This window comes from Sinorhizobium sp. KGO-5, assembly GCF_036245905.1.
GTDB classification, from domain to species: Bacteria; Pseudomonadota; Alphaproteobacteria; order Rhizobiales; family Rhizobiaceae; genus Sinorhizobium; species Sinorhizobium meliloti_A.
Genome location: NZ_BDIZ01000001.1, coordinates 1,310,375 through 1,336,505, shown reverse-complemented (window position 1 = coordinate 1,336,505; position 26,131 = coordinate 1,310,375). Strand labels below are relative to the sequence as shown.

Here is a 26,131-nt window from a genome sequence, read left to right as displayed (position 1 = left end):
GTCAGGCCTGCGTGCCGCCGACGGTGATCTGATCCATGCGCAGATGTGGCTGGCCGACGCCGACCGGTACCCATTGGCCGGCCTTGCCGCAATTGCCGATGCCGGTGTCGAGCTTCGTATCGTTTCCGACCATCGTCACCCGCTTCATCGCATCCGGACCGTTGCCGATCAGCATCGCACCCTTGACGGGCGCTCCGACCTTGCCGTTCTCGATCAGATAGGCCTCGGTGCAGCCGAAGACGAATTTGCCTGAGGTAATATCGACCTGGCCGCCGCCGAAGGAGACGGCATAGATTCCCCTCTTCACCGACGAGATGATTTCATCGGGCGTGCGGTCCCCGGCAAGCATGTAGGTGTTGGTCATGCGCGGCATGGGCACGTGGGCGTAGCCCTGGCGGCGGCCGTTTCCGGTCGGTTCCATGCCCATCAGACGGGCGTTCTGCCGGTCCTGCATATAGCCGACGAGCTTGCCGTCCTCGATCAGGACATTGTAGCCGGACGGCGTTCCCTCGTCGTCGATCGAGATGGAGCCCCGCCGCGCTTCGATCGTGCCGTCGTCGACGACCGTCACGCCCTTCGCAGCGACCTGCTCGCCGAGCAGCCCGGCGAAAGCGGAGGTCTTCTTGCGGTTGAAATCGCCCTCCAGGCCGTGGCCGACGGCTTCGTGCAGCATGACGCCCGGCCAGCCGGAGGCAAGCACGACATCCATGGTGCCGGCCGGCGCATCGATCGCCTCGAGGTTCACGAGCGCTTGCCGCAAAGCCTCTTCCGTCCCGCTTTTCCAGTTTTCCTCGGTTATGAAATCGCCGAAGCCACGCCGTCCGCCGATACCGAAGGAGCCGCTTTCCTGACGGTCGCCCTCGCCGACCACGACGGAAATGTTGATCCGCGTCATCGGCCGGACATCGTGGACGCGGTGCCCGTCGGCTCTCAGAATATCCACGACCTGCCAGCTCGCCGCGATCGTCGCGGTCACCTGGCGGACCTTCGGCTCCTTGGCGCGCAGATAGGCGTCGATCTCCTGAAGCAGCTTGACCTTGGTCTCGAAACTCGGCTCGCCGATCGGGTTCTCGTCGCCGTAGAGCTTTTTGTTGGTGCGCTGCGGGGCTGCCGCGTAGGAGCCGGAATAGCCACGGGTCACCTGCTCCACGGCGTCCGCCGCCCTCTTCAGGGCCGCAAGCGACAGTTCGCCGGCATGGGCGTAGCCGACGGCTTCGCCGGCGACGGCCCGCAGACCGAAGCCCTGGTCGGTATTGAAGCTGCCGCCCTTCAGGCGGCCATTGTCGAAGGAAAGCACCTCCGCCTGCGCATGCTCAAGGAAGAGTTCGCCGTCATCGGCGCCGGCAAGCGTCTTGGAGAGAACCTTGCGGACCGTCGCCTCGTCCGCATCGAAGAGGCTCATCAGGTTGGTGTCCATGGTTCTGCTCCCTGCCGTGAAGGATTGGGTCGTGAAACTTACTGGCTCCATTTAGGGAGCGCCGGCCCGCAAGCCAAGAAAAAACAAAGCACGAAAAATCGGTCAGGAAAGGGCAGCGTTCCAGCCATCGAGCAATTTGACCTGCTCGACGCCGGCAAAGCGGGCGATGCGGTCGAGTTCGGCCATAAGCTTTTCCATCCGGCCCGAAGAGGGTTTGACGCCGCGCTCCAGCCAGAGGCGCCGAACGTCGAGGCTTCCGCGTTTGCGATCGGCCTTCATGTCGATGCGGCCGATCAGCCGGTCGCCTTCGAGCAGGGGGAAGACATAATAGCCATATTCCCGCTTCGGCTCCGGTACGAAAACCTCGATACGGTAGAAGAAATCGAAAAGCCGCTCGGCCCGGTTCCGGTCGCGCAGCAGCGGGTCGAAGGGGCTCAGCACCCGGACGCGGGCGGGCGGGTCGGGAATGTCGCCGAGCCCGGCGGGAAAGCCGGCGAAGGCAAAGGACGGGCGCGGCTTGCCGCCATTGGCAGATTCGATGACGATCTCGCACAGTTCGTCCCGATGGGCAGCGACCCATTCCTTCGCCTCGTCCGGCGATACGAGATCCCAGAAGGCGGCGATCTCGCCGTGGGTGGCGAAGCCCAGCCGCTCGAGCGCGCTGCGGCAGGCCCAGTCGATGAACTCCTCATGCGCGACCTCGCCGTCGTAATGGCGAGCCGGAATGACGCGTTCCGTCAAATCATAGACCTTCTGGAAATTTTCGCGCCGGGCGATCGCAAGCTTGCCCTGACGCCAGAGCACCTCGAGAGCCGTTTTCGACGGGTGCCAGTTCCACCAGCCGCCGGATTCGTGGCCGTCCTCCTTAAGGTGGCGCGCCATGACGGCGCCATTGTTCGCGATCCTCGCATAGGTCTCCTCGCAGCCCGCGTCGAAGTCTTCTCCGCGCCATTTGCGCCAGCGCTCGCGGAGCGTTTCGCTCTCCCATTTGAAGCGATGCTTCCAGTAGACGAAGAAGGTGCTCGGTATGATCGATGCGTCGTGGGTCCAATGTTCGAAGAGCTCGCCGTCCTTTTCGAGAAGCTCGGCCAGATGCTCGCGGCGATAGGTCTGATTGCGGGAAAAGAGAATCTGATGATGGGCCCGCTCGACGGTCGCTATGCTGTCGACCTGCACGAAACCCATGTCGTGAATCAATTGCAGCAAGCCGTCCTTGCCGAGCGCGCGATGCGGCGCGGCCGAGAGCCCCTGCTTGGCGAGAAAGATGCGCCGGGCATCGCGATTGGAAAGGCGAATCGTCATGAGCAAAGAGTAGGCTTTTATTCCCAAGTTTCAAACGTGAGTCGGCAACAGACCTGTTGTCCACACTACATTGCCCTTTACGATCGACTTGTCCTATAGAGCGATCACGCAAAACATCGCGAGGACCGACGCTTGGAAATCCGCTTTACCGATTGCTCGGTCAGCTTCGGCGAACGGGTCGCGCTTCAACCTCTGAGCCTTGCCCTCGATGAGCGGCGGGTCGGCGTCATCGGTCTCAATGGCTCCGGAAAGACCACATTCGCACGGCTGATCAACGGGCTCGTCAAGCCGACGACCGGACGGGTCAAGGTCAACGGCCTCGACACGGTCGAGGACGACAGGGCAGTGCTCGCCGAAGCCGGTTTCATCTTTCAAAATCCGCAGCACCAGCTGATCATGCCGATCGTCACCGACGATATCGCCTTCGGGCTCAAGAACCGGGGGCTGCCTGCGCATGAGATCGCGTCGCGGACCGAGGCAGTCCTTGTACGCTTCGGCGTCAGCCACCTCGCACGAAGGCGGGTGCACGAGCTTTCCGGAGGCGAAACGCAACTCGTCGCCATGGCGAGCGTCATCGTCACCGGGCCGAAAATTCTGATCCTCGACGAGCCGACCAATCAGCTCGACCTCAGAAATCGCCGGATGGTCGCCGAGACGATCGACACGCTCGACGAAGACACGATCGTCATCACCCATGATCTGGCGCTGGCCGAGAGCGCCGAACGGGTCCTGCTCTTTCACGAGGGCCGCCTTGTTGCCGACGGTGGGCCGGCCGAAACAATCCGGCGCTACCACGAGGTCGCCGGATGCTGACGAGCCTCTATGTCGAGGGAGGAAGCTGGTTTCACCGCGTGCCGGTGCGCGCCAAGCTTGTCGCGCTCGCCGTCTTGAGCATCGCGCTCTTCGCGACGGACTCAGCCTTCCTGCTGCTGCCTGCCTTTCTCCTCAGCGGTTGGCTCTACCTCTCGCTCGGGCTGAAACCGCGCGAAGCGCTGTCGCGCGTCGGTTTCGTTTTCTTCACCATTCTGATCCTTGCCGCGGTCAATCTGTTCCTCGTTCCCGTGCCGCAGGTCGCGGCGCTCGTCTTGCGGCTGATGGCGCTCGTCCTCTTTGCAGCCGCGGTCACGGCGACCACGACGATCGGCGCTTTCATGGACGAGGTAACGATCCTCCTGAAGCCGCTGGAGCGCCTCGGTCTCTTGAGGGCGGCAGATGTCGGTCTGGCGCTTGGCCTCGTGCTGCGGTTCGTGCCCGACATCTTCGCCCGGTATCAGGCACTCGCCGAAGCGCATCGGGCACGCGGACTGCCGATCCGGCCGTTGACCATCATCGGCCCGCTGATCATCCTGACGCTGAAAGATGCGGACACGATCGCGGCGGCCATTGACGCGAGGGGATTTCGCCGTCAATAAATTCGCGTTTTCTAATAAAAGGTAGGGCTATATGAACACCAGAGACCTCGTCCTCGTTGCGCTTTTCACTGCCATCATCGTTGTGCTCGGCCTCGTACCGCCGATCACGCTCGGCTTCATTCCCGTTCCGATCACGGCGCAGTCGATGGGCGTGATGCTCGCCGGCTGCATCATCGGCGCGAAGCGCGGCGCCCTCGCCTTCCTCCTGCTCATCCTGCTCGTCACGATCGGACTGCCGGTACTTTCCGGCGGCCGCGGCGGACTCGCCGTCCTGGCCGGCCCCTCGGGCGGGTTCATCTTCGGCTGGGCAGTTGCCGCCTTCGTTACCGGCCTGATCGCCGAGCGCTTCGTCCAGTCCACGAATTCGGAAGCGCGCCAGTTTGTCGGTTTCTTCCTCGCCTCGGTCCTTGGCGGCATCGTCGTGCTCTATGGGATCGGGGTTCCGTGGCTCTCTGCCGTCACCGGCACGCCTCTGATGGCCGCCGCAACCGGTTCGCTCGTCTTCGTTCCGGGCGACCTGTTGAAGGCCGCGATCGCGACGCTCGCCGCCCGGGCCGTCTACGCCGGCTATCCGCTGCTGCCGGCGCGCGTCTGACGCAGTGCCGCTCTCCGAGGCAGTCGCGATCCATGCGAGCGAACGCCCGTTTTCCCCGGCCTTCCGCATGGAAGGCCGGGTTTTCACCTTTGGCGACCTTGCCGCGGAGGCCGGACGCATCCTCTCGGCCATCCACCGCTCGGGTGCACAGGCGACAGAAGAAAGCATACTTTCCGGGCGCGTGCGGCTGGTCGCGCTCGAAACGGGAAATCACCCGCTTTTTCCCGCCGCTTTCATTGCCGCGACCGCGGCCGGCCATTGCGCCGCCCTGATCGACCCGCATCTGCCCGAGATCGCGCGCCAACGGATGAAAGAGCGCCTGCGGCCGGAGATCGTCATCCGCGCCGAACGCGATCTCTTGCGCATCGACGTGCCGTCGGCAGGACAAAGCCGTCTGCTGCAAGGCGCCTCCGATGCTCCGCCCGCAATCCCCGCCGGCTGCGGCGGTGATCCCTTTCTCGTGGTCTTCACGTCGGGCACGACCGGCGATCCGAAGGCGATCATCCGCGACCGCCGGTCCTGGCGGGTGAGCCTTGAGACCGGGCAGAGCTTTTTCGGGCTCGGGCCGGAGACGACGACTTACGCGCCGGGACCGTTGGCGCACGGCCTGACGCTTTACGCGCTCGCGGAAACCCTGACGGCCGGAGCCGAATTCGTGGGCGCTCGGCACTTCGAGGCGGATCAGGCTTTGGCCACGATTGCCGCCACCGGGGCGAAACGGCTGGTGCTGGTGCCGACGATGCTGCGGCGGCTCTGCGAGCGCGCGGCCGGTTCGCCGTTGACATCGGTCAGACGGATCACCGTCGCCGGAGCCAAGCTCACGCCGGCGGATCGGGAAGCGGCGACACGCGCTTTTCCGAAGGCTCAGGTCACGGAATATTACGGCGCCTCGGAACTCGGCTTCATCAGCGTTTCCCGGCCGACGGACAGACACACGCCGACCGCAATCGGACAGGCCTTTCCCGGGGTTCGCCTGCAGATCCGGGACGAGAAAGGTGAGCGCCTTCCCGCAGGAGAAACGGGCACGATCTTCGTCGAAAGCGAGCTCATATCCGACGGTTACATCGCGGGCGGCGACGGAGCGGGATTCCGCCGGCAAGGAAAGCTCGCGACGGTCGGTGACCTCGGTTTCCTTGACGAGGGCGGCACGCTGCACCTCATCGGCCGGGCGGGCGGGATGGTGGTCTCGGGCGGGAACAACATCTATCCATCGGAGGTGGAGATCGTGATCCAGGGAGCCGGCGGCGTGAACGCGGCCCTTGTCTTCGGTCTCGATCATCCGGATCTCGGCAGCGAGCTTGCGGCGGTGATCGAGCCCCGCGCCGGATTCGACCATGCGGCACTCGAACGTCATCTTGCCGCCGCCCTGCCGCGCTACAAGCGCCCGCGCAGGATATGGCTCTGCCGGAAGATGCCGATGACCGCCTCCGGCAAGGTCGCGGCCGGAGAGCTTCGGCAATGGATCGCGGAGGAGAACAGTGCCCTTGAACGCCTCCTCTGACCCCGATCGCACCCCGGTCGTCATCGCCGCACTGCGAACGCCGGTCGGCCGCGTCAACGGCAGCCTTGCCGCGATCGAGCCTGCAAGCCTTGCCGCCTTGCTGATCGAAAGGATCATTGCGGATACCGGCATCGACCGGGCAGAGATCGACGACGTGATCGTCGGCAATGCCGCCAACAGTGCCGGCAATCTCGCACGTCTCGCCGCGCTGGAGGCAGGATTGCCCGTCGCAATTCCGGGCGTCACCGTCGACCGTCAATGCGGCTCCGGGCTGGAGGCGATCGTCCTTGCTGCTCGGCAGATCCAGGCCGGCGCGGGTCGTTTCTACCTTGCCGGAGGCACCGAGAGCGCCAGTCGCGCGCATATCCGACTTCGGCCCCCGCTCACGCGCGGCGAAGAGCCACAGCCGGTCCAGCGCGCGCGGATGGCGCCCGATTCGATCGGCGATCCGGATATGGGCGTTGCAGCGGAGAACGTCGCCGCGGCCTGCGGCATCTCGCGTGAGCGGCAGGACCGGTTTGCGCTCGAAAGCCACCGACGCGCCGTCGCGGCCGAAGCGGCAGGCCGGTTCTCGCGCGAGATCGTGCCCGTGCCGACATCGTCAGGGCCTGTCGCAAGGGATGAGTGCCCTCGCGCAAACGCCTCTGCCGAGACGCTCTCGCGACTGAGGCCGGTTTTCGTTGCTGGCGGGACCGTCACCGCCGGAAATGCATGCCCGGTCAATGACGGCGCGGCGATGGTACTGATGACGAACCTCGCGGAGGCGCGCAGGCGCGGCGTCGCCTTCGGTCTCGTCTTCACCGATGCGGCGACGGCCGGCGTCGAACCGAAGCTGCTCGGCCTCGGCCCCGTCCCCGCCATGGCGAAGCTTCGCGCGCGCAATCCCGCGCTCGATGTGGCCCGGGTCGATTTCATCGAATTCAACGAGGCCTTCGCCTCGCAGGTTCTCGGGAGCCTCGACCAGCTCGATATCGCACCCGAACGCGTCAACAGCGACGGCGGCGCGATCGCGCTCGGCCACCCTTATGGCGCTTCCGGCGCCATTCTCGTCGTCCGGCTGTTCTCGCAGATGTTCGCGACCTCCTCCCCGGCGGAAGGGCTGGCCATGATGGGCATCGGCGGCGGCATGGGGATCGCCGCCCACTTCAGCAGCTGCAGACCGGATCAGGCGGCATAGCCGGCGAGCCATTCCCGGGTTGGGGCCGGCAGCTGTACCGGTTGATGGCGGGCACGGTCGACGGCCACCCAGACGATCTCGACCTCGGCGGCAAGTTTGTCGCCGGTCTCGACGCGCACGGCAAAACCTATCGAGCTGCCGCCGATCTTCGCGACGGTCACCGTAAAGCGCGCGGGATCGTCGAAGCGCAGACCGCGATGGAAGATGCAGGCGGAGCGGCGGACGAGATAGGCCGGTTCTTCCGCAATTGCCGGCCGGTGACGCCAGAGATTGGCAAGCGCGGCCTCCGCATGCGCATAATAGGCCGCATTGTGCATATGGCCGTGCATGTCTATATCGCGGAACGGAATGCGGACTTCCGTGACATTTTCCCGCTCTGTGCCGTCCATGCGAGGCTCCCCGATGCGCTCCACACTCGTTAGACAGTTTGGCGACCCCGGACAAGTCATCGAGCTCGTGGACGCACCCCGCCCTGCCGCAGGCGCGGGCGAAGTCGAGGTCGAGATATCGCTCGCGGCAATCAATCCTTCGGACCTGGTCCCCGTTACGGGCGCCTACAGCGCGCGCACCGTCCTGCCTTTCGTCCCCGGCTTCGAGGGCGTCGGCATCGTCAGGCGCGTCGGGCCGGACGTGCAAGGCATCAAGGCCGGAGATCGGGTCGTCCCGATCGGCGCGAGCGGGCTTTGGCAGCAATTCCTCCTCCGCCCCGCCGAATGGTGCTTTCGCGTGCCGGACGGGATCGAAGACGCGCAGGCGGCCATGAGCTATGTCAATCCGCTAACGGCGTTGAGGCTTGTCGAAGCGCTGCGGGAGCATTTCGGATCGCTCGAGGGCATGGATGTCGGCGTGACCTCTGCGGGCTCTGCCATCGGCGGCATGCTGATGAAGCTGCTTGCGCTCGAAGGCGCGGTGCCGACGGCCATGCTTCGCAGCGAGAGGAGACGCGGCCGTCTCGGCGAGGCACACCGGATCCTGGTGGCCGAGAGCGGCGATCTCCTCATGGACAGCCAATTCGATGCGGTGCTGGATGCCGTCGGCGGCGCGCTGGCGGGCGAGCTGATCGGGCGGTCCATTCGCCCCGGCGGGACCTTCATCCAGTATGGAGCGCTCAGTGGCGCACCCGTGCCTCAGACGGCGATCAGCGGCCGGCCCGACATACGTTTCGCCTTTCTTTGGCTGAGAACCTGGGTGCATTCCGCCGGCCGGGAGACACTCGAAGCCGCTTTCCTGCGCAGCTTCGCCGGGCTGCAGAGCGGCCTCTTTGCCAGCCCCATTGCCGCCACCTACCCCTTGAGCAGGCTCGCCGACGCCCTTGCGCATCAGGCCGACCCGGATCGCGACGGCAAGATCCTGCTCGATCCGCGCTGTTGAAAATCGGCAGTTTCGCGTCGCGCGCCATGGATTTTGACAGGCATGCGCACTAGTTTCGCCGGATGACCACGCATCTCTACGAAAATCCGGTCTTCCTGAAGCACGAGGTCCCGGAAGGGCACCCCGAACGGCCGGATCGGCTGAAGGCCTTGAATCTTGCGTTGGAGCATCCGAATTTCGCGGATCTGGAGCGGGTCGAGGCATCGAAGGGTGACGAAAATCTGGTGTTGCTCGCCCACACGGAAGAGCACCTGCTGCGAATCAAGCGGGACATCCCGGACGAGGACATCAACCAGCTCGAGGCCGATACCTATGCTGGCCCGCAAAGCCTTGAGGCCGCGTTGACCGGCATCGGCGGTGCTGTGGCGGCTGTCGACGCGGTCTTCGCCGGGGAAGCGGACAATGCCTTCGTCGCAGCCCGCCCGCCCGGCCACCATGCCGAGAAGAACAGGGCCATGGGCTTCTGCTTTTTCAACAATGTAGCGATTGCCGCGCGCCACGCGCAGGCGGCGCATGGTGCCGAACGCGTTGCCATCGTCGACTGGGACGTCCACCACGGCAACGGCACACAGGACATTTTCTGGGACGACCCGTCGGTGCTCTTCTGCTCCACGCATCAGATACCGCTCTATCCCGGCACCGGTGCCAAGGACGAGACGGGCGTCAGGAACAATGTCGTCAATGCGCCGATTTCGCCCAATAGCGGCAGCGAGCATTTCCGCGATGCCTTCCGTTCGCGCGTGCTGCCCGCGCTTGAGAATTTCCGGCCCGACTTTCTTCTGATTTCCGCCGGCTTCGACGCCCACCACCGCGATCCATTGGCCCAGATCAATCTGGTCGGCGAAGATTTCGACTGGGCGACGGGTCGTCTCATTGACGTTGCCGGCAGGAGCGCCGGCAACCGCATCGTCAGCCTGCTCGAAGGCGGCTATGACTTGCAAGGCCTGGCCGAGTCGGCCGGCCTGCATATTCTGAGATTGATGAGAGGGTAATTCATGAACAACAATGCGCAACCGGACGTTTCCGCCCTCTCCTTCGAGCAGGCTGTCGAGGAATTGGAACGTATCGTTTCGGCGCTTGAACGCGGCGACGTCGCGCTCGACAAATCGATCGAGATCTACGAGCGCGGCGAGGCCCTGAAGAAGCACTGCGAGGCCCTGTTGAAGGCGGCAGAGGACCGTATCGAAAAGATCCGCCTCGACCGCGCCGGCCGGCCGCAGGGAGTCGAGCCGCTCGACGCGGAGTAGTCTTCATTCCAGACGAGATTCGCCCCTCATCCGGCCTGCCGGCACTCCCCGCAGGCGGGGCGAAGGGACAAGCGGCACGCATCGGTGCAAACCCGCTTGCGGGACTCGAAACAGAAACACTCCGTCTCCCGATTGCCGCTACCGAACCGGAAGCACTGACGGTAATCTTCAGTGAATGCCATCAACCGGAGCGCCTGCCATGTCCTTCTTTCCCGGTCCCGATCCGCTCGCCGGCGACAAGCCCGCCTGCGACGCAATCGAGCATCTGATCATCCCGCGTACCAGCGATATCGGCGGCCTGCAGGTCAGGCGGGCGCTGCCGACGGCAAAGCGCCGGCTCGTGGGTCCTTTCATCTTCTTCGACCGGATGGGCCCGGCGCTGCTGCGTGCCGGCCAGGCGATCGACGTCCGCCCGCATCCGCATATCGGCCTTTCAACCGTCACCTACCTGTTCGACGGCGAGATCAAGCACCGCGACAGCCTCGGCACCGAAATGGTCATTCGCCCGGGCGACGTGAACCTGATGACCGCCGGGCGCGGCATCGTGCATTCGGAGCGCTCGCCGGAAAACCAGCGCGGGCACGAACGCTCTCTTTCAGGACTGCAGACCTGGCTGGCGCTGCCCGACGCCATGGAGGAGATCGATCCGGTCTTCGCGCATACCGAGGAGCGTATGCTGCCGCATCTTGCCGATGGCGGGGTTCGCGCGCGCGTCGTCATCGGTCAGTTCGAAGGGGCGGCTTCGCCCGTCTCCACCTTTACCGATACGATCTATGTCGACCTCATGATCGAGCCCGGCAAGAGCGCGCCGTTCGCGGCCAACTGGGAAGAGCGCGCGCTCTACATCCTTGCCGGCGAAGCGATCATCGCCGGCGACCATTTCGACGACAATCAACTCCTCGTCTTTCGTCCCGGCGACGAAATCACCATCACCGCGGGGCCTGCGGGCTGTCACGTGATGCTCTTCGGCGGGGCAGCGCTCGGCTCGCCGCGCCATATCTGGTGGAACTTCGTTTCCTCCTCCAAGGAGCGGATCGACAAGGCAAAGGAAGAATGGCGCACGGGACGCTTCGATATCGTGCCGGGAGACGAGGAAGAGTTCATACCCTTGCCCGCAAGCTGATCTCCGTTAAGCTCGTTTTCAGGGATTGGATCGCGATGCGACGGAAAACCGCGCAGGTTTTCCTCATCCCGCCCTTGGTTGAAGCCGCAGGAAAGCCTAATTTTGCATTCAACGGCGATTACCTCTAAGAAAGAGCCGTTCCGACGACCCAACAACAATGCGCGCGCCTATCTCCGGCGCGCATGAGGCATGCAGCGTGACACAACTGCCAACCAATCCGATGCCGGCAACTCCCCTGCTCGATAAGGTCGAATATCCCGACGATCTGAAGAAGATCGACGACAGGGACCTGCCGCAGCTGGCGGCCGAATTGCGTGCCGAGATGGTCGATGCCGTGTCGCGCACCGGGGGGCATCTGGGCGCGGGCCTCGGCGTCGTCGAACTGACGATCGCCATCCACAAGATCTTCGACACGCCGCATGACCGCTTGATCTTCGATGTCGGACACCAGTGCTATCCGCACAAGATCCTGACCGGCCGGCGCGATCGCATCCGCACCTTGCGCCAGGAAGACGGGCTCTCGGGCTTCACCCGGCGGGCGGAAAGCGAATACGACCCCTTCGGCGCAGCGCACTCCTCCACCTCGATCTCGGCCGGTCTCGGCATGGCTGTCGCCGCCGAACTCGACGGCAAGAGCCGCAATGTGATCGCGGTGATCGGCGACGGCGCGATGTCGGCCGGGATGGCCTTCGAAGCGCTTAATAATGCCGGCGCGCTCGATGCGCGCCTCATCGTCATTCTCAACGACAACGACATGTCGATCGCACCACCGACGGGCGCGATGAGCGCCTATCTGGCGCGGCTCGCCTCCGGGCGGACCTATATGGGCATTCGCGAGGTCGGCAAGAAACTCACTGCCTATCTCGGCAAGACCGTCGACCGGGCGATCACCCGCGCGGTGGAGCATGCCCGGGGCTACGTCACCGGCGGCACGCTCTTCGAGGAGATGGGCTTCTACCATATCGGTCCGATCGACGGACACTCCTTCGACCACCTGCTTCCGGTCCTGCGCAACGTTCGCGACAATGCGAAAGGCCCGGTCCTGATCCATGTCGTCACGCAGAAGGGCAAGGGCTATCCGCCAGCGGAAGCCGCGGCCGACAAGTATCACGGCGTCAACAAATTCGACGTGATTACCGGGGCTCAGGCGAAAGCGAAGCCCAACGCACCCGCCTACACCTCCGTCTTCGCGGACGCGCTCACGCAGGAGGCGACCCTCGACGACAAGATCGTTGCGATCACTGCCGCCATGCCGTCCGGGACGGGCCTCGATAAGTTCGCCTCGGTGCATCCCTCGCGCTGCTTCGATGTCGGCATAGCCGAGCAGCATGCCGTGACTTTCGCCGCCGGCCTTGCGGCGGAGGGGTACAAACCCTTTGCGGCGCTTTATTCCACCTTCCTGCAACGCGCCTATGATCAGGTTGTCCACGACGTGGCCATCCAGGGTCTGCCTGTCCGCTTTCCGATCGACCGCGCCGGCTTCGTCGGCGCCGACGGGCCGACCCATGCCGGCTCCTTCGACACGACCTATCTGGCGACACTGCCGGGCTTCGTCGTCATGGCGGCGGCCGACGAGGCGGAACTGAAGCATATGGTGCGCACCGCCGCGGCCTACGACGAGGGTCCGATTTCGTTCCGCTATCCGCGCGGCGAAGGCGTCGGCGTCGAGTTGCCGGAGCGCGGCGAAATTCTTGCGATCGGCAAGGGCCGGATCGTCAAGCAGGGGAGCAAGGTGGCGCTGCTTTCCTTCGGCACACGGCTCGCCGACTGTCTGCTGGCGGCGGAAGACCTGGATGCAGCCGGCCTCTCGACGACGGTCGCCGACGCCCGCTTCGCCAAGCCGCTCGATCATGATCTGATCCGTCAGCTTGCCCGCCATCACGAGGTTCTGATCACCATCGAGGAAGGGGCGGTCGGCGGCTTCGCAAGCCACGTGCTGCAGTTCCTTGCGGAAGAAGGCCTCCTCGACGGCGGCCTCAAAGTGCGCCCCATGGTCATGCCCGACATTTGGATGGAGCAGGCAAAACCGGAAGCAATGTACGCCCGTGCCGGCCTCGACCGCGCCGGCATCGTATCGACCGTCTTCAAGGCGCTCGGCCAGAAGCACGGCGTCGGCCTCGGCGCCGCCGGCTGAGCCGTCCAAGAGTTCACTTGCATTGCGCGGCGGGACGCGCGATGACGACCCATGTCCCAAGATACACAGATGACGATCCGCCTCGATCAATTGCTCCTGAACAGGGGCTTGGTGGCCAGCCGCGCACGCGCACGCGACGCGATCCAGCGGGGAACCGTGAAGGTCGACGGCCGCACCGTGACCAAGCCGGCCTCGACCTTCGCGCAAAGCGTTACGCTCACCATTGACGATCCGGCGCAGGATTATGTTTCGCGTGCGGCACTGAAACTCGTGGCGGCGCTCGATCACTTCGGCCTCGATCCATCGGAGCAGACCTGTCTCGACGTCGGGGCCTCGACCGGCGGCTTTACCGAGGTGCTGCTGAAGCGCGGCGCCGCGCATGTGGTCGCCGTCGATGTCGGCCACGGTCAGATACATCCGCGCGTCGCCGAAGACCCGCGCGTGACGAACATCGAAGGCCTGAATGCCCGGTCCATGACCCGCGGCGACGTCGGTGAACGCGCCATCAATTTCATCGTCTCGGATGTCTCCTTCATCTCGCTGAAGCTGGCGCTGCCGCCGGCCCTCGGCCTGGCGGAACCGGGCGCCTGCTGCATCCTGCTCGTCAAGCCGCAGTTCGAGGCCGGCCGCGATGCGATCAGCAAGGCCGGGCTGCTGAAGGTTCCGGAGAGCGCTCCGGCGGTGGCAGCCGAACTCGAGCGGTGGCTTGTCGAAGACATGGGCTGGCGAAGCCTCGGCCTGATCCCCTCGCCCATTGCCGGCGGTGACGGCAACAGCGAATTTCTTCTGGCGGGGCGCAAGCCATGAGCACCGGGATCGTGACCATCGATCGTCTCGGCGCCCAAGGCGACGGCGTCGCTCGGACGGAAGCCGGCCCCGTCTTTGCACCGTTCACGCTCCCCGGCGAGACCGTCTCGCTCGCGGTCAACAAGGCGAACGGCACGCTGATATCGCTGAAGCAGGCTTCCCCGGAGCGGGTCGAGCCGCCATGCCGGCATTTCGGGCCGGACGGTGTCAACGGGACGTGCGGCGGCTGCACGCTGCAGCACGCGTCCGACGCGCTCTACCACGCCTTCAAGCGCAATCTCGTCATCGACGCCTTGAGGACGAAGGGACTGACGCCGGAGGTCGCTCCGCTGATCATCGCGCGGCCCGGCGATCGCCGCCGTGCCGTTTTCACCGCCCGGCGGACGGAAAAGGAACTGCTGCTCGGCTATAACCAGATGCAGAGCCATCATATCGTTTCGATCGGCGAATGTCCGATCACCAGCCCGGGCATCGTCTCGCGGCTGGCGACCATCCGCAAAATTGCCGCGGCCATGGCGTCGAGCGCCGAACCATTCCGTATCACCGTGCTGGAAACCGATACGGGCCTCGATCTCGCCTTCGAGGGGGTGAAACTCAGCGATCCGCAGCGGCGCTCTACCGTCGATGCCGTTCTTGGCGAGCGAGGCATCGCGCGCGTCAGCTTGAATGGCGAGATCGTCGTCGAGCCGATCAAGCCCGCGATCGATTTCGGCGGTGTGACGGTTTTGCCGCCGCCCGGCGCCTTCACTCAGGCGACACGGCCTGCCGAAGACGCGATGGCGAAGCTGGTGCTGGCTCACGTCGGCAAGGCGAAGCGCGTTGCCGATCTCTTCGCCGGCATCGGCACTTTTGCGCTGAGGATTGCACGAACGGCACGCGTTCACGCGGTCGAAGGCGACGACAGGGCCGTGAAGGCGCTGGATTTCGCCGCACGCAACACCCAGGGGCTGAAGCCGGTGACCGCCGAGAAGCGCGATCTTTTCCGCCGGCCGATGATGGCGCAGGAATTGAAAGCCTTCGACGCCGTGGTCTTCGACCCGCCCCGCGCCGGCGCCGAAACGCAATGTCACGAGCTTGCCCGATCCGGCGTGAAGAAGGTCGCCGCCGTCTCCTGTAATCCGGTGAGCCTGGCGAGGGACCTTTCGATACTGACCGCAGCCGGTTATCGCATTACCGGGGTGACGCCGATCGACCAGTTCCTCTGGTCGGCGCATGTGGAAACGGTAGCGACGCTCGAAAAATGAAAAAGGCCCGGCAACGAACCGGGCCTTGTTGGTTCAAGCTGTTCCACGGAAACCGCTGCACGTTCCCTGGGATCGCCGTCAGGCCGCGCGGCGGCGGCTCGCGGCCTGGTAAGAGGCCGCTTGCGTCTCGCCCAGTATGAACTGGGAGAGCAGCGCGTTGAGCGCCGCTGCCTCGGATGCGAGACCGTGACTGGCGGCCGTCTGCTGCTCGACCATCGCGGCGTTCTGCTGCGTGCCCTGGTCCATCGTGTTGACGGCCGTGTTGATCTCCTGGAGACCGGTCGACTGCTCGCGAGTCGCGGTCACGATTGCGCTTACATGCTTGTTGATCTCCTGCACCTCGGCGACGATCGCCTGCAGCGCCCGTCCGGTATCGCCGACCAGCGTCACGCCGGAATGTACCTGCTCGCCGGAGGTCGTGATCAGCGCCTTGATTTCCTTGGCGGCATTGGCCGAGCGTTGAGCGAGTTCGCGCACCTCCTGGGCGACGACCGCGAAACCCTTGCCCGCCTCGCCTGCCCGTGCCGCTTCGACGCCGGCATTCAGCGCCAGGAGATTGGTCTGGAAGGCGATGTCGTCGATGACGCCGATAATGTTCGAGATTTCTCCTGATGATTTCTCGATGGCATGCATGGCCTCAACCGCATTCTGCACCACTTCCCCGGACTTCTCCGCACCGGCACGGGTACGGGCGACCAGCGCACCGACTTCCTCGGCCCGGTGGGCGGAATCGCGGACGGTCGTGGTGATCTCCTCGAGCGCAGCGGCCGTTTCTTCGACGGATGCCGCCTGCTGTTCGGTGCGGCGTGCGAGGTCGTCGGCGGCCGAACGGATTTCGCTCGCACCCGCGTCGATCGCGCGGGCATTCGCCCCGACGGCGCAAAGCGCGTCGTGCAGCTTGGCGACCGAATTGTTGAAGTCTTCCCGGAGGCGATCCAGGCGATCGGCAAAGGGACTGCCGATCCGATAGGCGAGATCGCCGTCGGCCAGCCGTCCGAGACCCGTTGCCAGCGCATCGACCGCATGCTGAACCTCGGCTGCATCGCGGGTCTTCTGCGCCTCGCGCTCGAGGCGCTCGCGCTCCGAAAGCGACCGGTTGGATTCGGCCTCGTCTTCCAGGCGCTTCCGTTCGACCGCATTGGCGCGGAAAACGGCGACGGCCGCCGCCATCGACCCGATCTGGTCGCGCCGCTCCTCACCCGGAATCGTAACGTCGAGACTGCCGGCTGCGAGCTTCTCCATGGCGCCGGTCATGTCGGTTACCGGACGGATGACGAGGCGGCTCAGAAGTGTGGCGAGGAAGGCGATCATGGCGCCGACCGCCAGGATCGTGGCGATCGTCGCGGCGACGCGGAACTGGCTGATCGCCGAATAGGCGACATCCGCATCGAGCGCGAAGCCGACATACCATTCGACCGACGGGAGCCCCTTCACCGGCACGAAGCTCACGAGCATCGGCTTGCCGTCGAGCTCGGTGTGCATGATCCCGGTGCCGATCGCCGGCGTATCCGCCGGGAAGGCGTCGGCGAGCGTCTTCGTCACGAGCTTGGCATTCGGATGAACCAGTATCTGGCCATCCTTGTTGGCAAGGAACGCAAAGCCTTCGCCGCCGACATCGATGCCGTTGACCATGGAAACGAGGGCCTTCAGCGAGAAATCGCTGCCGGTCACACCGTAAAGCTTGCCTTCGTGCTTCACCGGCACAGCGGCGCTGATGATCAGGTCGCCGCTCGACGCGTCGACATAGGGTTCGGTAAGGACGCGTGCATCGGCTTTCACCGCCTGCTGATACCAGGGGCGCTGGCGCGGATCGTAGCCGTCGGGCATTTTCGAATCCGGCCAGATCATGAACCGGCCGCTCTCGTCGCCGACATAGGTGGAGATGAATTCGCCGGTCAGCACGTCGTTCTTCAGGACGCCCTGAATGGCCGCTTCGTCAGCCACCCGGCCGGCAGCGTCCGCCGCCATCGCGGTCAGCGTCACACGGCCGTTCAGCCAGTTGGCGACGCTCTGCGCCGCCTGATTTCCGGAGGAAGCGATATCCTCCTCCACTGCTTTCGTGGTCGTGGCGCGCTGGAGACTGTCGATATAGACGGAAAAGCCTGCAAAGGCGCCGACGACGACGCAGGACGCGGCAACGAGAATGCGCGTCATGAGATTCGATCGTTTGGACAAGGTGGGGCTCCCTGAAAGAGGCGGCAACGCCGCCGGGATGAGCTCGCGATGATCTTCCCGGGCGCGACGGATCGGCCGCTGAGCGACTTGAAGGACGGCGGGAAAACGATGGGACATGCCGCAAAGGCGGAGCCGGCAATGCTTCATGCGGCCGGGGGTCTCGCGTGCCGCACAATTCCTGCGGCGCCGAGGGAGACCTACTGCGGCTGGACGCTAGCGGGAGCTATTTAAGAAGCGATTAAAATTGATCCATGCAAAGTCGCGATGGCTGGAAGCGACCTGGCGAATTGCCGCCTACCGGCGCATGAAGGCCTCGAACGCGGCGCGCGCCTCGGCGCTTTTCAATTGCGCGGCAAAATGCTTCGCCTCCTCCTCGATCCGGGCAAGCACATCGCTGCGATCGCCGCGAATGAGGTCGCGGGCGATGCGCAGCGCTTCCGGCGGTTTTTTTGCCAGGCGCGCTGCAGCTGATAGCGTTTCCTCCTCGACGGCGGTCTCTTCCACGATCTTCCAGATAAGCCCCGCCTCGCGTGCACCGGCCGCGTCGAGCGGCTCGCCGGCAGCAAGCAGGGCAAAGGCGCGCTGATGGCCCATGATGCGCGGAGCGCTCAGGCTCGAGGCCGCTTCCGGAACGAGCGCCAGATCGACGAACGGGGTCTTGAACACCGAGCGGGCCGAGGCGACCGTCAGGTCGCAATGGAGGTGGATCGTCGTGCCGATGCCGATGGCCAGTCCGTCTACGCCGGAAACGATCGGTTTCGTCGCGCCGGCAAGCGCCCGCAGGAAGTCCAAAACCTCGTCCCCCATGCTGCCCCCCATGGCGAAGGCGAGGAAGTCGGCCATGTCGTTGCCGGCCGAGAAGCACCCTTCCGTTCCGAGGAATGCCATCGCGCGGATGGCGGGATCCGTTCCGGCAGCGGTCAGCGCCTCCGTCATCCTGGCGTACATCTGGCGCGTGATGGCGTTCTTCTTCTCCGGCCGATTGAAGCGGATAAGCTGAACGCCGGGATAGGCTTCCGGCCGTTCGACGAGCACGTGGTCGGTCATGGGTTTCCCTCAGTCGAGTATGGAACGGGCTGCGGCGAGACTTTCCGCCCCGTTGACGACACGGTCCTTGAGCGCGCTCGTCTCCGAGAGCAGGTTTTCCGCTGCGAAGCGGCAAAGCGCAACGCGCCGGTCCTGCCGCCCGTCACCGGCTTCGGCAAGGCCGCCTTTGGCGAGATAGACTCCGGTCAGCACGAGGCCGAACAGGCGCTGGTAGGCGGTCGCGCCGGCGAGCGCCTCGGCGAGCTTTCCGTCGCGAAGCCTCGAAAGCAGCCAGTCGGTCGCCCCTTCGAGATCCGCAACCGCCGCATCGAGCCGTGCGGCCGTCTCGCCGAAGCCTTCCCTGTTCGACGCGGCAGCGGCAGCGGCGACCTCTCGGAGTTCGGCGATGAAGCCGCGCACCTGTGCGCCATCGGAGAGCGTCAGCTTGCGGGTGACGAGGTCGATCGCCTGAATGCCGTTGGTGCCTTCGTAGATCGGCGCGATTCGGGCGTCGCGGAGATAGCGCGCGGCCCCGGTCTCCTCGATGAAGCCCATGCCGCCATGGACCTGAATGCCCATCGAGGCGACGTCGACGCCGGCGTCGGTGGCGAAGGACTTGGCGATCGGCGTCAGCAGGCTCGAACGCTCCTGCCAGTGGCGGGCTCCCTCCCCTTGCGCGGCATGCGCCATGTCGACGGCGTGGGCGCAGGCATAGGCGATGGCGCGCGATCCCTGCGTCAGCGCTTTCATCGTCAGCAGCGTGCGGGCGATATCCGGATGCTCTATGATCGGACTCATGCCGTCGCCGCTCCACCCCGGCGCGCGGCCCTGCGTGCGCTCCTTGGCGTAGGCGATCGCTTTCTGGGTGGCGGCCTCCGCGATGGCGACGCCCTGCATCCCGACCGCGAGCCGCGCATTGTTCATCATTGTGAACATGCAGGCGAGACCGCGGTTTTCCTCACCGATCAGATAGCCGATCGCCCCCTTCTCGCGGCCGAATTTCCCGTCGCCGTAGATCATGGTGCAGGTCGGCGATCCGTGGATGCCGAGTTTGTGCTCCAGCGAGTGGCAGAAAACGTCGTTGCGCTCGCCAAGCGTACCGTCCTCGTTGACGAGGAACTTCGGCACGAGAAACAGCGAAATGCCCTTCGTTCCGGATGGCGCATCGGGCAGCCGCGCGAGTACCAGATGGACGATATTGTCGGTGAAATCGTGCTCGCCCCAGGTGATGAAGATCTTTTGCCCCACGATGCGATAGGTGCCGTCGCCGCGGCGCTCGGCGCGGGTCTTCAGCACGCCGAGGTCCGAACCGGCATGCGGCTCGGTCAGGTTCATGGTCCCCATCCATTCGCCCGAAACCATCTTCGGCAGGAAGGTCGCCTTCAGAGCGTCGGTGCCGTGCTTCTCGAGCGCTTCGATGGCGCCCATGGTAAGCGTCGGCGCAAGGGCGAAGGCCATCGAGCCGCTGTTCCACATTTCCATGGCGGCGACGTGCAACATGTGCGGCAGGTTCTGCCCGCCGAAAGCTTCCGGAGCCGTCAGGCCGTTCCAGCCGCCGGCGATCCAGTTGCGGTAAAGCTCCCGCCAGCCCTCCGGCGTCTTGACGGCGCCATCGACGAGCCGCGATCCCTGCCGGTCGCCCGCCTCGCCGAGCGGCGCCACCTCTTCCGAGGCGAAGCGCCCGGCCTCGCCGAGGATCGCGTCCACAAGGTCGTCGCCGAGTTCGCCGAACGTCCCGGCGTCGAGCACCTCGGACAGGCCGGCGACGTGTTTCAGGGTGAATGCGATCTCGTCGACCGGTGCCTTGTACATGGTGCTCCTCCCTGCATCCGCCGCCGTCCGCAGCCGGCGCCTATTAGATGCGCAGCAGACTAGTCATTTTTACGTGAACGTCAACGTCAACTCGCCACGGGCGGCTGGCGGTTACGGCCAGGGAAACTGTAACAAAACTGTCATGGGCCGCGAATAGAAGCCGACTCGACCGCTCCGGGCCGAGGCACTCCGATGAACCTGATTTCACCCGAAATACCGGGCCTCGTCTGGGCCTACCGGTTCGCACCGGGCGAAAGCCGGTGTCAGCGCATAGCTGCCGATTCGCCCGTTGAAAGCCTTAAGGCAGGTGAAGACTGGGTCTGGTTGCACCTCGCGCTCAGCGACGCGCGCACACCGGCGCTGATCGAGCGCATCGGCAATCTTCCGCAGGAGGCAATCGCGACCCTTACGAGCCACGACACGCAGGCGGCGATCACGGTCGCGGATGACGTCGTGCACGGCACGCTGGTCGATTTCGAGCGGACATTCGACGCGGTGACGCAGACGATCGGCTGGCTTCATTTCGCCGTCAGCGACCGGATGATCATCACCACGCGCCTGCATCCGCTAAGGAGCATCGACCGGGTGAAGGCGGCCGTGGAAAAGAGCTCCAAATGCAGCCGCCCGATCGATCTCTTCGAAATGCTCGTCGTCGAGTTCCAGCGCACCCTGATCACGCTGGTGCTCGAATTGACGGAGGAATTGAACATCATCGAGGACCATGTCTATGGCGAGGCGGGACACAGGAAACAGCCGGGGCTGGCGCCCTTGCGACGGACCGTCGTGCGGCTGCACCGGCACTTAAGGACCGTGCTCGCCCTGCTGCGCCGGGCCGGGGCACTGGAAGAGGATGAGGTGCCGCCGGGCTTCATCGACGTGACCGAGAGGCTCTCCGATCGGCTGGAATCCGTCGACCGCGATGTGTTCGCTCTTCAGGAACGCGCACGGCTGCTGCACGAGGAAATCGACAGCAAGATTTCCTCGGAAACGAACCGCCATCTCTATATCCTCTCGCTGATGACAGCCTTCCTTCTGCCGCCGACGCTGGTGACCGGCTTTTTCGGCATGAACACGGGGGCGCTACCCTTCTCCGAGGGCAGCGGCACCGTTTTTGCGGGAATGTTCATTGCCTTGTCGATGGGCGTTGCCTGGCTCGTGCTCAAGCGCATCGGCATTATTTGAGCGAAGCGGACCGATCAGCTATAGGGAGAATAGCACTGCCGGCGGGGCCCGTTATAGGGCTGATAGCTGTTGTCGTAAGCCCTGTAAGAGCGGTAGCGATCATAGCACCATTGGACATGCCGGCTGCCGTAGCGCACCGGCGGGCGAACGGCGGGACGACGCTCGATCACGATGCCGGGTCGGAAGGCAGCCCCCGGGTACCACCAACCGCGGTAATAGCGGTAGCCGGGCCGCTGATAGCGGTACCCACGATAGCCGTTATAGTAATAGAAGTCGCCATACCGATAATAACCGCGCCGCGGCGCGTACTGAACGTCCGTGACGGCGCTCTCGACGGCAACCCGCGGGGGCAGAGGCGTGAAAGCCTGAGACGGCACCGCCGATGCCGCCAGCGTCATCGCTGCAAGCGCGCCCGAAAGCCATTTCAGTGACATCATTTCCTCCTGCCTTCGATTTCATGTACAACCGGCCCTTGCAAGGGCGACATACCAAGACTAGGGCAGAAGTCGCCGGAAGCAACCATCGCGCGCGGATGCAGCAAAGGAAAAATCTCGCCGTCGATACAATCCTGGGCGGAATCGGGCCGTCGACTTTGCCTCTTGAGGTCGGTGTACAGAAGCGTCCGCCTCGCGCAGATTGAGGCCGGGGCTGAGATTTACGACCTCTTAACTCTAAGTCGGCAATCTCAGAGAATGGAAAAGCGGGGAATCTCGATCATAGGGATGATCTTGCGCCTGGCGGTCCTCATGGGCCTGACCTTCGCGGCGGCGAACGCACGCGCGAGCGAAGTGGAGCCGTGGAAAGAGCGGCGGAACGCCCTCATCGTCGACGCTTACGAGCTGAACAGCATCGACTGGGAAGCCATGCTGAAGGACAAGCGGATAGCGGGCTTCATCGCGAAGGCTTCCGACGGCCTGCCGGAAAGCTACACTTGTACCGGTGACCACGGCGGCGATACGGTTGCACATTGCAAGACGATGTGGCGCAAATATGCGGTCAGCCGGGAACTCTATCAGACGCGCCGGATGATCGCGCGCTCGCATGGCCTGCTCTGGGGCGCCTATCATCTGGCAAGGCCCGGCAACCCCGTCGATCAGGCGAACCACTTCATCGACTATGCCGATCCGCGCGACGACGAGCTGATGGTGCTCGATATCGAAGGGATCGATCCGGAAAAATACATGTCGCTCGAAGACGCAGCAATCTTCGCCGGCCATGTGAAGGCCCGGACGGGGCGCTATCCCGTCCTCTATACCAACCACGCAACCGCGAAACACATTGCCGCCAACCGCTTCAAGCATCGGCTTCTAGCGCGTCTTCCGCTCTGGTATGCGCGCTATAAGCCCGATATCCGCAAAGTCTTTCCGATGGGAAACTGGGACCGCTACGCGCTCTGGCAATTCTCGTCGGCGCATAATTGCGGAAAGAAGCGTTGCCCCTATCGGGTGCCCGGCACCCTCGACGATATAGACGTGAATGTCGCAGCGATGAGTGCATCGGCACTGAAGAGAGTCTGGCCCCATGGCGCGCTTCTTCCGGAGAAGCCGCCGGTGCTCACCGTTATCGCCTCGGCCACCGTCGGCACGATCCCGGCGTTGAATGCGAGTGCAACGGCCGCTCTTTCGCGGCCGCTGGTGATAAGCCGCGCCGAGGCGGAGAGCGGATCAGGGGCGGGCGCCGACGAGACGGTTACCGGCTCCATCGCCGTCAGGGCCGCCGAGGCACGCCTGCCCTACCAATCCGAGCGGCGGTAACTCAGGCCTCGATCTGGACGTCGCTTGTCGGCCGCGAACAGCAGGCGAGGATGTAGCCCTCCTCGATCTCATCGTCGAGAATGCCGCCATTGTGGTTCATCTCGACATCGCCGGCGATCTTCATCACCCGGCACGTTCCGCAGATGCCGCCCTCGCAGGCGGCCCCGATCCTGACGCCGTTGGCCCGGGCCGTCTGCAGAATCGTCTGGCCGGGAACGGCGGTCGCCTCCTTGCCGCTCATGGTAAAGGTCACCCGCGCCGCACCGGCCCCGGCATCGGCCGCCGGCCCCGCCCGAATTGCAAGCTCCTCGGCCGCCGGCGCCGCGGCGGGCTGGAAGCTCTCCTGGTGATAGCCGGCCATGTCGAAGCCCGCCGATTCCAGCATTGCCCGAACATTGCCCATGAACGGCTCGGGCCCGCAGCAGAAAACGGTTCTTTCCACGAAATCCGGTGCGAGCATCGGCAGCTTCGCCGCGTCGATGCGCCCGCGCAGACCATGCCAGCCATGCCGCGCCTCATGCCCCTCCACGAGGAAGCCGAGATTGAGCCGCGGCATCTGACGCGCGAGAACTTCGAGCTCCGTTCTGAAGAGGAGATCGTCCGGGCGGCGGGCGCAGGAAATGAAGGTGACATCCGTTTCCGGTGCGCAGTCGGCCATCCAGCGCGTCATCGACATCATCGGCGTGACGCCCGACCCCGCCGAAATGAAGAGATACTTTTCACCGGGATGACGGACGAAGCTGAAATCGCCGAGCGGCCCGAACGCCTTGAGCATCATGCCCGGTTTCAGATTGTCGAACATCCAGCGGGTGCCGATGCTTCCCGGCTGCGCCTTGACCGTGACCGCGACCGAAAGCGGGCGCGAGGGCGAGGATGACAGCGTATAGGTGCGCATCACCGGCTCGGCCGAGACGGGCAGTTCGAGCGTCACGAACTGCCCGGGCAGGTAGCGGAACCAGGCCGGCTTGTCGGAGCGGAAGGTGAAAGTCATCACGTCGGCGGCTTCGGCTACGGCCGACGTGCACTCCAGCATGTGCTGACGGTCTCTCCAGGGATCGAGCTCGTCGAAATGGTGAAAGGAGCGAGGCATTTCCATGGTCATGCCACCCGCGAGAGCTGCGTGGCCCCGCCCTGAAGGCGGTCCAGCATGAAGTTCGAATACCACTCGACGAACTGCATGACGCCGCCCTCGTGTTCGGCCGAATATGGACCCGGCTCATAGGCCGGCGAGCGGATCCCGAACGCGTTTTCCTCGACGATCTGCCGGTCCTGGTCGTTGGTCTCCGTCCAGACGTGCGTCAGCTCGTCTATCGTATAGTCGACGCCCTCCACCGCATCCTTGTTGACCAGCCATTTGGTCGTAACCTGCGTCAGTTCCGGCCCGAGCGGCAGAACGCGGAAGGTGATCGCATGATCGCCCAGAATGTGGTTCCACGTCGTCGGATAATGGAAGAGGAGCAGCGTGCCGATGCCATCGGCGTCGAGCCCGGCAGAGAGCTGCCTGCGTACGGCCTTCTGTCCGGACATCGTATAGCTCTCGGCGCCGTTGATCAGGGGCATTCTCGTCATGCGGAACTGGCCGGTGGGCGCGATCCTGAAAGCGCTCGGAAGGCCCGCCGCCTCGCATTTCTGCCAATGGGCGCCGATTTCCGGGTCGTTCATCGCCCCCTGGACACCGGTGACGGTCGGCGCTTCGGGATAGGTACGGCAGAGTTCCGGATGATTGGCGGCGCAGTGGTAGCACTCGCGATTGTTCTCCCAGACCAGCTTCCAATTGCCCTTCTCGACGATCGTGCTCTCGAAGGCGACCTTCGTTTCCCCGAGGCGGTGCGGCGCGAGATAGGCCGCGACCGTCTCGCGGAACGGCCGGAAGTCCATCGGCTGTTCGGCAAGGCTGATGAAGATGTAACCGCCGACGGTTTCGCAGTGGATCGGCTTAAGACTGTGTTCGGCCGGGTCGAAGCCCTCAGGCATCTGCCGCGCGAAGAGCAGGCGGCCGTCGAGCTCGTAGGTCCACTGGTGGTAGGGACAGACGAGTTTGGCGGATGAGCCTTTGTGCTGCGTGCAGACGCGCGAGCCGCGATGGCGGCACGAATTATGCAGTGCCCGCACCGCGCCCTGTCTGTCTCGCACGATAACGACCGGGTAATCGCCGACCTGCACCGTGAAATAGTTCCCCGGCCGCGGGACTTCACAATCATGGCCGATGAACAGCCAATCCTTGTACCAGATCTGCTCCAGGTCCTGGCGATAATAATCAGGATCGACGTAGAAGGCGCGGTCGAGGCTGTAGCCATCGCGACGGGTCTTCAGCTTGCGCAGCATTTCGGTCTGAATTTCCATGCCCTTATCCTCGTTTTCCGCCGTTTCGGAGAGGCAGGACTGGAACCCGCGCCGGCCGCATGGACCCGCAACGCAATTGGCTCCGATCCGGCTGCCCGCCGCAACCAGCTACGGTCTGTTTCTGCTTCAAGGCTGGTTTCCGGGCTCTGGAGCTGTCCGCAAGGGACCTGCCCGGCGCCTTCCCGGACGCTGTGTCCAGTGGCCTTCTGCCGTGGCTGTTCGCTCCACCACCGTTGCGGGGGCAGCGCCGGGATTTGACCGGCTTCCCAATTCTCCGCCTTCCCTTCGAGGCAGCACCTTGAGTGTCCTCATCTAAGCCTGAGGGCCGGTCCGGCAACTGCCAATAGACGACATCCGATTCCAGAAAGACGACAGCCATTCGCGGCGCAATCGGCACTATTGGCAGACGGATATTGTCCATAACAAACAAGGAAGTAGGTGAATCTCCGCGCAGCCGGCGGATTTTTCGGCAGCGCCGTTCATGGCGCGAAGGCGACTGGCCATTTTAC

The 26,131-nt window shown here is 64.5% G+C and carries 23 protein-coding genes and 1 riboswitch; of the genes, 14 read left to right on the top strand and 9 right to left on the bottom strand.

All coding sequences use genetic code 11. The features are described from left to right. Position 1 precedes the first annotated feature (1 nt). On the bottom strand, positions 2-1,417 hold the full coding sequence (gene tldD / locus BHD07_RS06310) for a metalloprotease TldD (protein ID WP_338278482.1): 1,416 nt from the start codon (positions 1,415-1,417) through the stop codon (positions 2-4). A 102-nt stretch (positions 1,418-1,519) separates the two neighbouring features. Next, positions 1,520-2,719 carry a winged helix-turn-helix domain-containing protein gene (locus tag BHD07_RS06305; protein ID WP_338278480.1) on the bottom strand — a complete coding sequence of 400 codons (1,200 nt, stop codon included), beginning with the start codon at positions 2,717-2,719 and terminating at the stop codon, positions 1,520-1,522. A 132-nt stretch (positions 2,720-2,851) separates the two neighbouring features. Here BHD07_RS06305 and BHD07_RS06300 point away from each other — a divergent pair, with 132 nt between their 5' ends. From BHD07_RS06300 to BHD07_RS06280, 5 genes are read left to right on the top strand one after another with little or no spacing between them, the layout of a single operon-like run. After that, positions 2,852-3,532, top strand: a complete 681-nt coding sequence (locus BHD07_RS06300; RefSeq protein WP_100669179.1) for an energy-coupling factor ABC transporter ATP-binding protein — start codon at positions 2,852-2,854, stop codon at positions 3,530-3,532. Beyond that, positions 3,526-4,131: an energy-coupling factor transporter transmembrane protein EcfT gene (locus tag BHD07_RS06295; protein ID WP_338278477.1), complete on the top strand. Its 606-nt coding sequence runs from the start codon at positions 3,526-3,528 to the stop codon at positions 4,129-4,131. Before BHD07_RS06300 ends, BHD07_RS06295 begins: the two co-directional genes overlap by 7 nt. 31 nt (positions 4,132-4,162) lie before the next feature. Continuing rightward, positions 4,163-4,726 (top strand): biotin transporter BioY, encoded by a 564-nt coding sequence (locus BHD07_RS06290; protein WP_338278475.1) that lies wholly within the window; start codon positions 4,163-4,165, stop codon positions 4,724-4,726. 4 nt (positions 4,727-4,730) lie between these two features. Next, the gene (locus tag BHD07_RS06285) at positions 4,731-6,227 is read left to right on the top strand and encodes a class I adenylate-forming enzyme family protein (RefSeq protein WP_338278473.1); all 1,497 of its coding nucleotides are present in this window, start codon (positions 4,731-4,733) and stop codon (positions 6,225-6,227) included. Beyond that, positions 6,211-7,404, top strand: coding sequence for a thiolase family protein (locus tag BHD07_RS06280; RefSeq protein WP_338278471.1), 1,194 nt, complete (start codon positions 6,211-6,213; stop codon positions 7,402-7,404). The genes BHD07_RS06285 and BHD07_RS06280 overlap by 17 nt, the downstream gene beginning before the upstream one ends. Here the strand turns inward: BHD07_RS06280 and BHD07_RS06275 are convergent. Next, on the bottom strand, positions 7,392-7,793 hold the full coding sequence (locus BHD07_RS06275; RefSeq protein ID WP_018094428.1) for an acyl-CoA thioesterase: 402 nt from the start codon (positions 7,791-7,793) through the stop codon (positions 7,392-7,394). The two genes, BHD07_RS06280 and BHD07_RS06275, sit on opposite strands and share 13 nt — an antisense overlap. A gap of 13 nt (positions 7,794-7,806) precedes the next feature. Between BHD07_RS06275 and BHD07_RS06270 the strand changes: the two genes are divergently transcribed. The 7 genes from BHD07_RS06270 to BHD07_RS06240 all read left to right on the top strand — a co-directional run bounded on the left by BHD07_RS06270 (position 7,807) and on the right by BHD07_RS06240 (position 15,330). Next, positions 7,807-8,775, top strand: a complete 969-nt coding sequence (locus BHD07_RS06270; RefSeq protein ID WP_338278469.1) for a zinc-dependent alcohol dehydrogenase family protein — start codon at positions 7,807-7,809, stop codon at positions 8,773-8,775. A gap of 62 nt (positions 8,776-8,837) precedes the next feature. Then, on the top strand, positions 8,838-9,767 hold the full coding sequence (locus BHD07_RS06265) for a histone deacetylase family protein (RefSeq protein WP_100669191.1): 930 nt from the start codon (positions 8,838-8,840) through the stop codon (positions 9,765-9,767). Between the two features lie 3 nt (positions 9,768-9,770). Continuing rightward, complete coding sequence (locus BHD07_RS06260; RefSeq protein ID WP_003535810.1) at positions 9,771-10,022, top strand: exodeoxyribonuclease VII small subunit; 252 nt, start codon at positions 9,771-9,773, stop codon at positions 10,020-10,022. 199 nt (positions 10,023-10,221) lie between these two features. After that, positions 10,222-11,145, top strand: a complete 924-nt coding sequence (locus BHD07_RS06255; protein ID WP_100669193.1) for a pirin family protein — start codon at positions 10,222-10,224, stop codon at positions 11,143-11,145. A 220-nt stretch (positions 11,146-11,365) separates the two neighbouring features. Continuing rightward, on the top strand, positions 11,366-13,279 hold the full coding sequence (gene dxs / locus BHD07_RS06250) for a 1-deoxy-D-xylulose-5-phosphate synthase (protein ID WP_198516604.1): 1,914 nt from the start codon (positions 11,366-11,368) through the stop codon (positions 13,277-13,279). A 51-nt stretch (positions 13,280-13,330) separates the two neighbouring features. Then, positions 13,331-14,086, top strand: coding sequence for a TlyA family RNA methyltransferase (locus BHD07_RS06245; protein WP_100669195.1), 756 nt, complete (start codon positions 13,331-13,333; stop codon positions 14,084-14,086). Next, positions 14,083-15,330, top strand: coding sequence for a class I SAM-dependent RNA methyltransferase (locus BHD07_RS06240; RefSeq protein ID WP_100669197.1), 1,248 nt, complete (start codon positions 14,083-14,085; stop codon positions 15,328-15,330). The genes BHD07_RS06245 and BHD07_RS06240 overlap by 4 nt, the downstream gene beginning before the upstream one ends. 78 nt (positions 15,331-15,408) lie before the next feature. Here BHD07_RS06240 and mcpU read toward each other — a convergent pair whose 3' ends face one another. The 3 genes from mcpU to BHD07_RS06225 form a co-directional block, all read right to left on the bottom strand. Further along, entirely contained in the window at positions 15,409-17,505 is a 2,097-nt protein-coding gene (mcpU, locus tag BHD07_RS06235; protein WP_100669199.1) for a methyl-accepting chemotaxis protein McpU, read from the bottom strand. Positions 17,506-17,799: 294 nt separating this feature from the next. Next, positions 17,800-18,552: a crotonase/enoyl-CoA hydratase family protein gene (locus tag BHD07_RS06230; RefSeq protein WP_100669201.1), complete on the bottom strand. Its 753-nt coding sequence runs from the start codon at positions 18,550-18,552 to the stop codon at positions 17,800-17,802. Positions 18,553-18,561: 9 nt separating this feature from the next. Beyond that, the gene (locus BHD07_RS06225; protein ID WP_100669203.1) at positions 18,562-20,343 is read right to left on the bottom strand and encodes an acyl-CoA dehydrogenase; all 1,782 of its coding nucleotides are present in this window, start codon (positions 20,341-20,343) and stop codon (positions 18,562-18,564) included. Between the two features lie 192 nt (positions 20,344-20,535). Between BHD07_RS06225 and BHD07_RS06220 the strand changes: the two genes are divergently transcribed. After that, entirely contained in the window at positions 20,536-21,525 is a 990-nt protein-coding gene (locus tag BHD07_RS06220; RefSeq protein ID WP_100669205.1) for a transporter, read from the top strand. A gap of 14 nt (positions 21,526-21,539) precedes the next feature. On the opposite strand, the gene BHD07_RS06215 is transcribed toward BHD07_RS06220, so the two are convergent. Continuing rightward, positions 21,540-21,959, bottom strand: coding sequence for a BA14K family protein (locus tag BHD07_RS06215; RefSeq protein WP_018094417.1), 420 nt, complete (start codon positions 21,957-21,959; stop codon positions 21,540-21,542). Between the two features lie 258 nt (positions 21,960-22,217). On the opposite strand from BHD07_RS06215, the gene BHD07_RS06210 reads away from it, so the two are divergent. After that, on the top strand, positions 22,218-23,279 hold the full coding sequence (locus BHD07_RS06210; RefSeq protein ID WP_198516562.1) for a glycoside hydrolase family 25 protein: 1,062 nt from the start codon (positions 22,218-22,220) through the stop codon (positions 23,277-23,279). 1 nt (position 23,280) lies between these two features. On the opposite strand, the gene BHD07_RS06205 is transcribed toward BHD07_RS06210, so the two are convergent. Then, complete coding sequence (locus tag BHD07_RS06205; RefSeq protein WP_198516563.1) at positions 23,281-24,381, bottom strand: hybrid-cluster NAD(P)-dependent oxidoreductase; 1,101 nt, start codon at positions 24,379-24,381, stop codon at positions 23,281-23,283. Continuing rightward, positions 24,378-25,622, bottom strand: coding sequence for an aromatic ring-hydroxylating oxygenase subunit alpha (locus BHD07_RS06200; RefSeq protein ID WP_100669209.1), 1,245 nt, complete (start codon positions 25,620-25,622; stop codon positions 24,378-24,380). The genes BHD07_RS06205 and BHD07_RS06200 overlap by 4 nt, the downstream gene beginning before the upstream one ends. 113 nt (positions 25,623-25,735) lie before the next feature. Then, a riboswitch (cobalamin riboswitch) is annotated at positions 25,736-25,938 on the bottom strand. Between the last annotated feature and the right edge of the window lie 193 nt (positions 25,939-26,131).

Coding starts and splice junctions, on each gene's coding strand:
- BHD07_RS06245 (WP_100669195.1), top strand. CDS start 13,331: ATGTCCCAAGATACACAGATGACGATCCGCCTCGATCAATTGCTCCTG.
- BHD07_RS06260 (WP_003535810.1), top strand. CDS start 9,771: ATGAACAACAATGCGCAACCGGACGTTTCCGCCCTCTCCTTCGAGCAG.
- BHD07_RS06220 (WP_100669205.1), top strand. CDS start 20,536: ATGAACCTGATTTCACCCGAAATACCGGGCCTCGTCTGGGCCTACCGG.
- BHD07_RS06230 (WP_100669201.1), bottom strand. CDS start 18,552: ATGACCGACCACGTGCTCGTCGAACGGCCGGAAGCCTATCCCGGCGTT.
- BHD07_RS06265 (WP_100669191.1), top strand. CDS start 8,838: ATGACCACGCATCTCTACGAAAATCCGGTCTTCCTGAAGCACGAGGTC.
- BHD07_RS06290 (WP_338278475.1), top strand. CDS start 4,163: ATGAACACCAGAGACCTCGTCCTCGTTGCGCTTTTCACTGCCATCATC.
- tldD (WP_338278482.1), bottom strand. CDS start 1,417: ATGGACACCAACCTGATGAGCCTCTTCGATGCGGACGAGGCGACGGTC.
- BHD07_RS06205 (WP_198516563.1), bottom strand. CDS start 24,381: ATGACCATGGAAATGCCTCGCTCCTTTCACCATTTCGACGAGCTCGAT.
- BHD07_RS06305 (WP_338278480.1), bottom strand. CDS start 2,719: ATGACGATTCGCCTTTCCAATCGCGATGCCCGGCGCATCTTTCTCGCC.
- BHD07_RS06215 (WP_018094417.1), bottom strand. CDS start 21,959: ATGTCACTGAAATGGCTTTCGGGCGCGCTTGCAGCGATGACGCTGGCG.
- BHD07_RS06255 (WP_100669193.1), top strand. CDS start 10,222: ATGTCCTTCTTTCCCGGTCCCGATCCGCTCGCCGGCGACAAGCCCGCC.
- dxs (WP_198516604.1), top strand. CDS start 11,366: ATGCCGGCAACTCCCCTGCTCGATAAGGTCGAATATCCCGACGATCTG.
- BHD07_RS06210 (WP_198516562.1), top strand. CDS start 22,218: ATGGAAAAGCGGGGAATCTCGATCATAGGGATGATCTTGCGCCTGGCG.
- BHD07_RS06200 (WP_100669209.1), bottom strand. CDS start 25,622: ATGGAAATTCAGACCGAAATGCTGCGCAAGCTGAAGACCCGTCGCGAT.
- BHD07_RS06270 (WP_338278469.1), top strand. CDS start 7,807: ATGCGCTCCACACTCGTTAGACAGTTTGGCGACCCCGGACAAGTCATC.
- BHD07_RS06295 (WP_338278477.1), top strand. CDS start 3,526: ATGCTGACGAGCCTCTATGTCGAGGGAGGAAGCTGGTTTCACCGCGTG.
- BHD07_RS06275 (WP_018094428.1), bottom strand. CDS start 7,793: ATGGACGGCACAGAGCGGGAAAATGTCACGGAAGTCCGCATTCCGTTC.
- BHD07_RS06240 (WP_100669197.1), top strand. CDS start 14,083: ATGAGCACCGGGATCGTGACCATCGATCGTCTCGGCGCCCAAGGCGAC.
- BHD07_RS06225 (WP_100669203.1), bottom strand. CDS start 20,343: ATGTACAAGGCACCGGTCGACGAGATCGCATTCACCCTGAAACACGTC.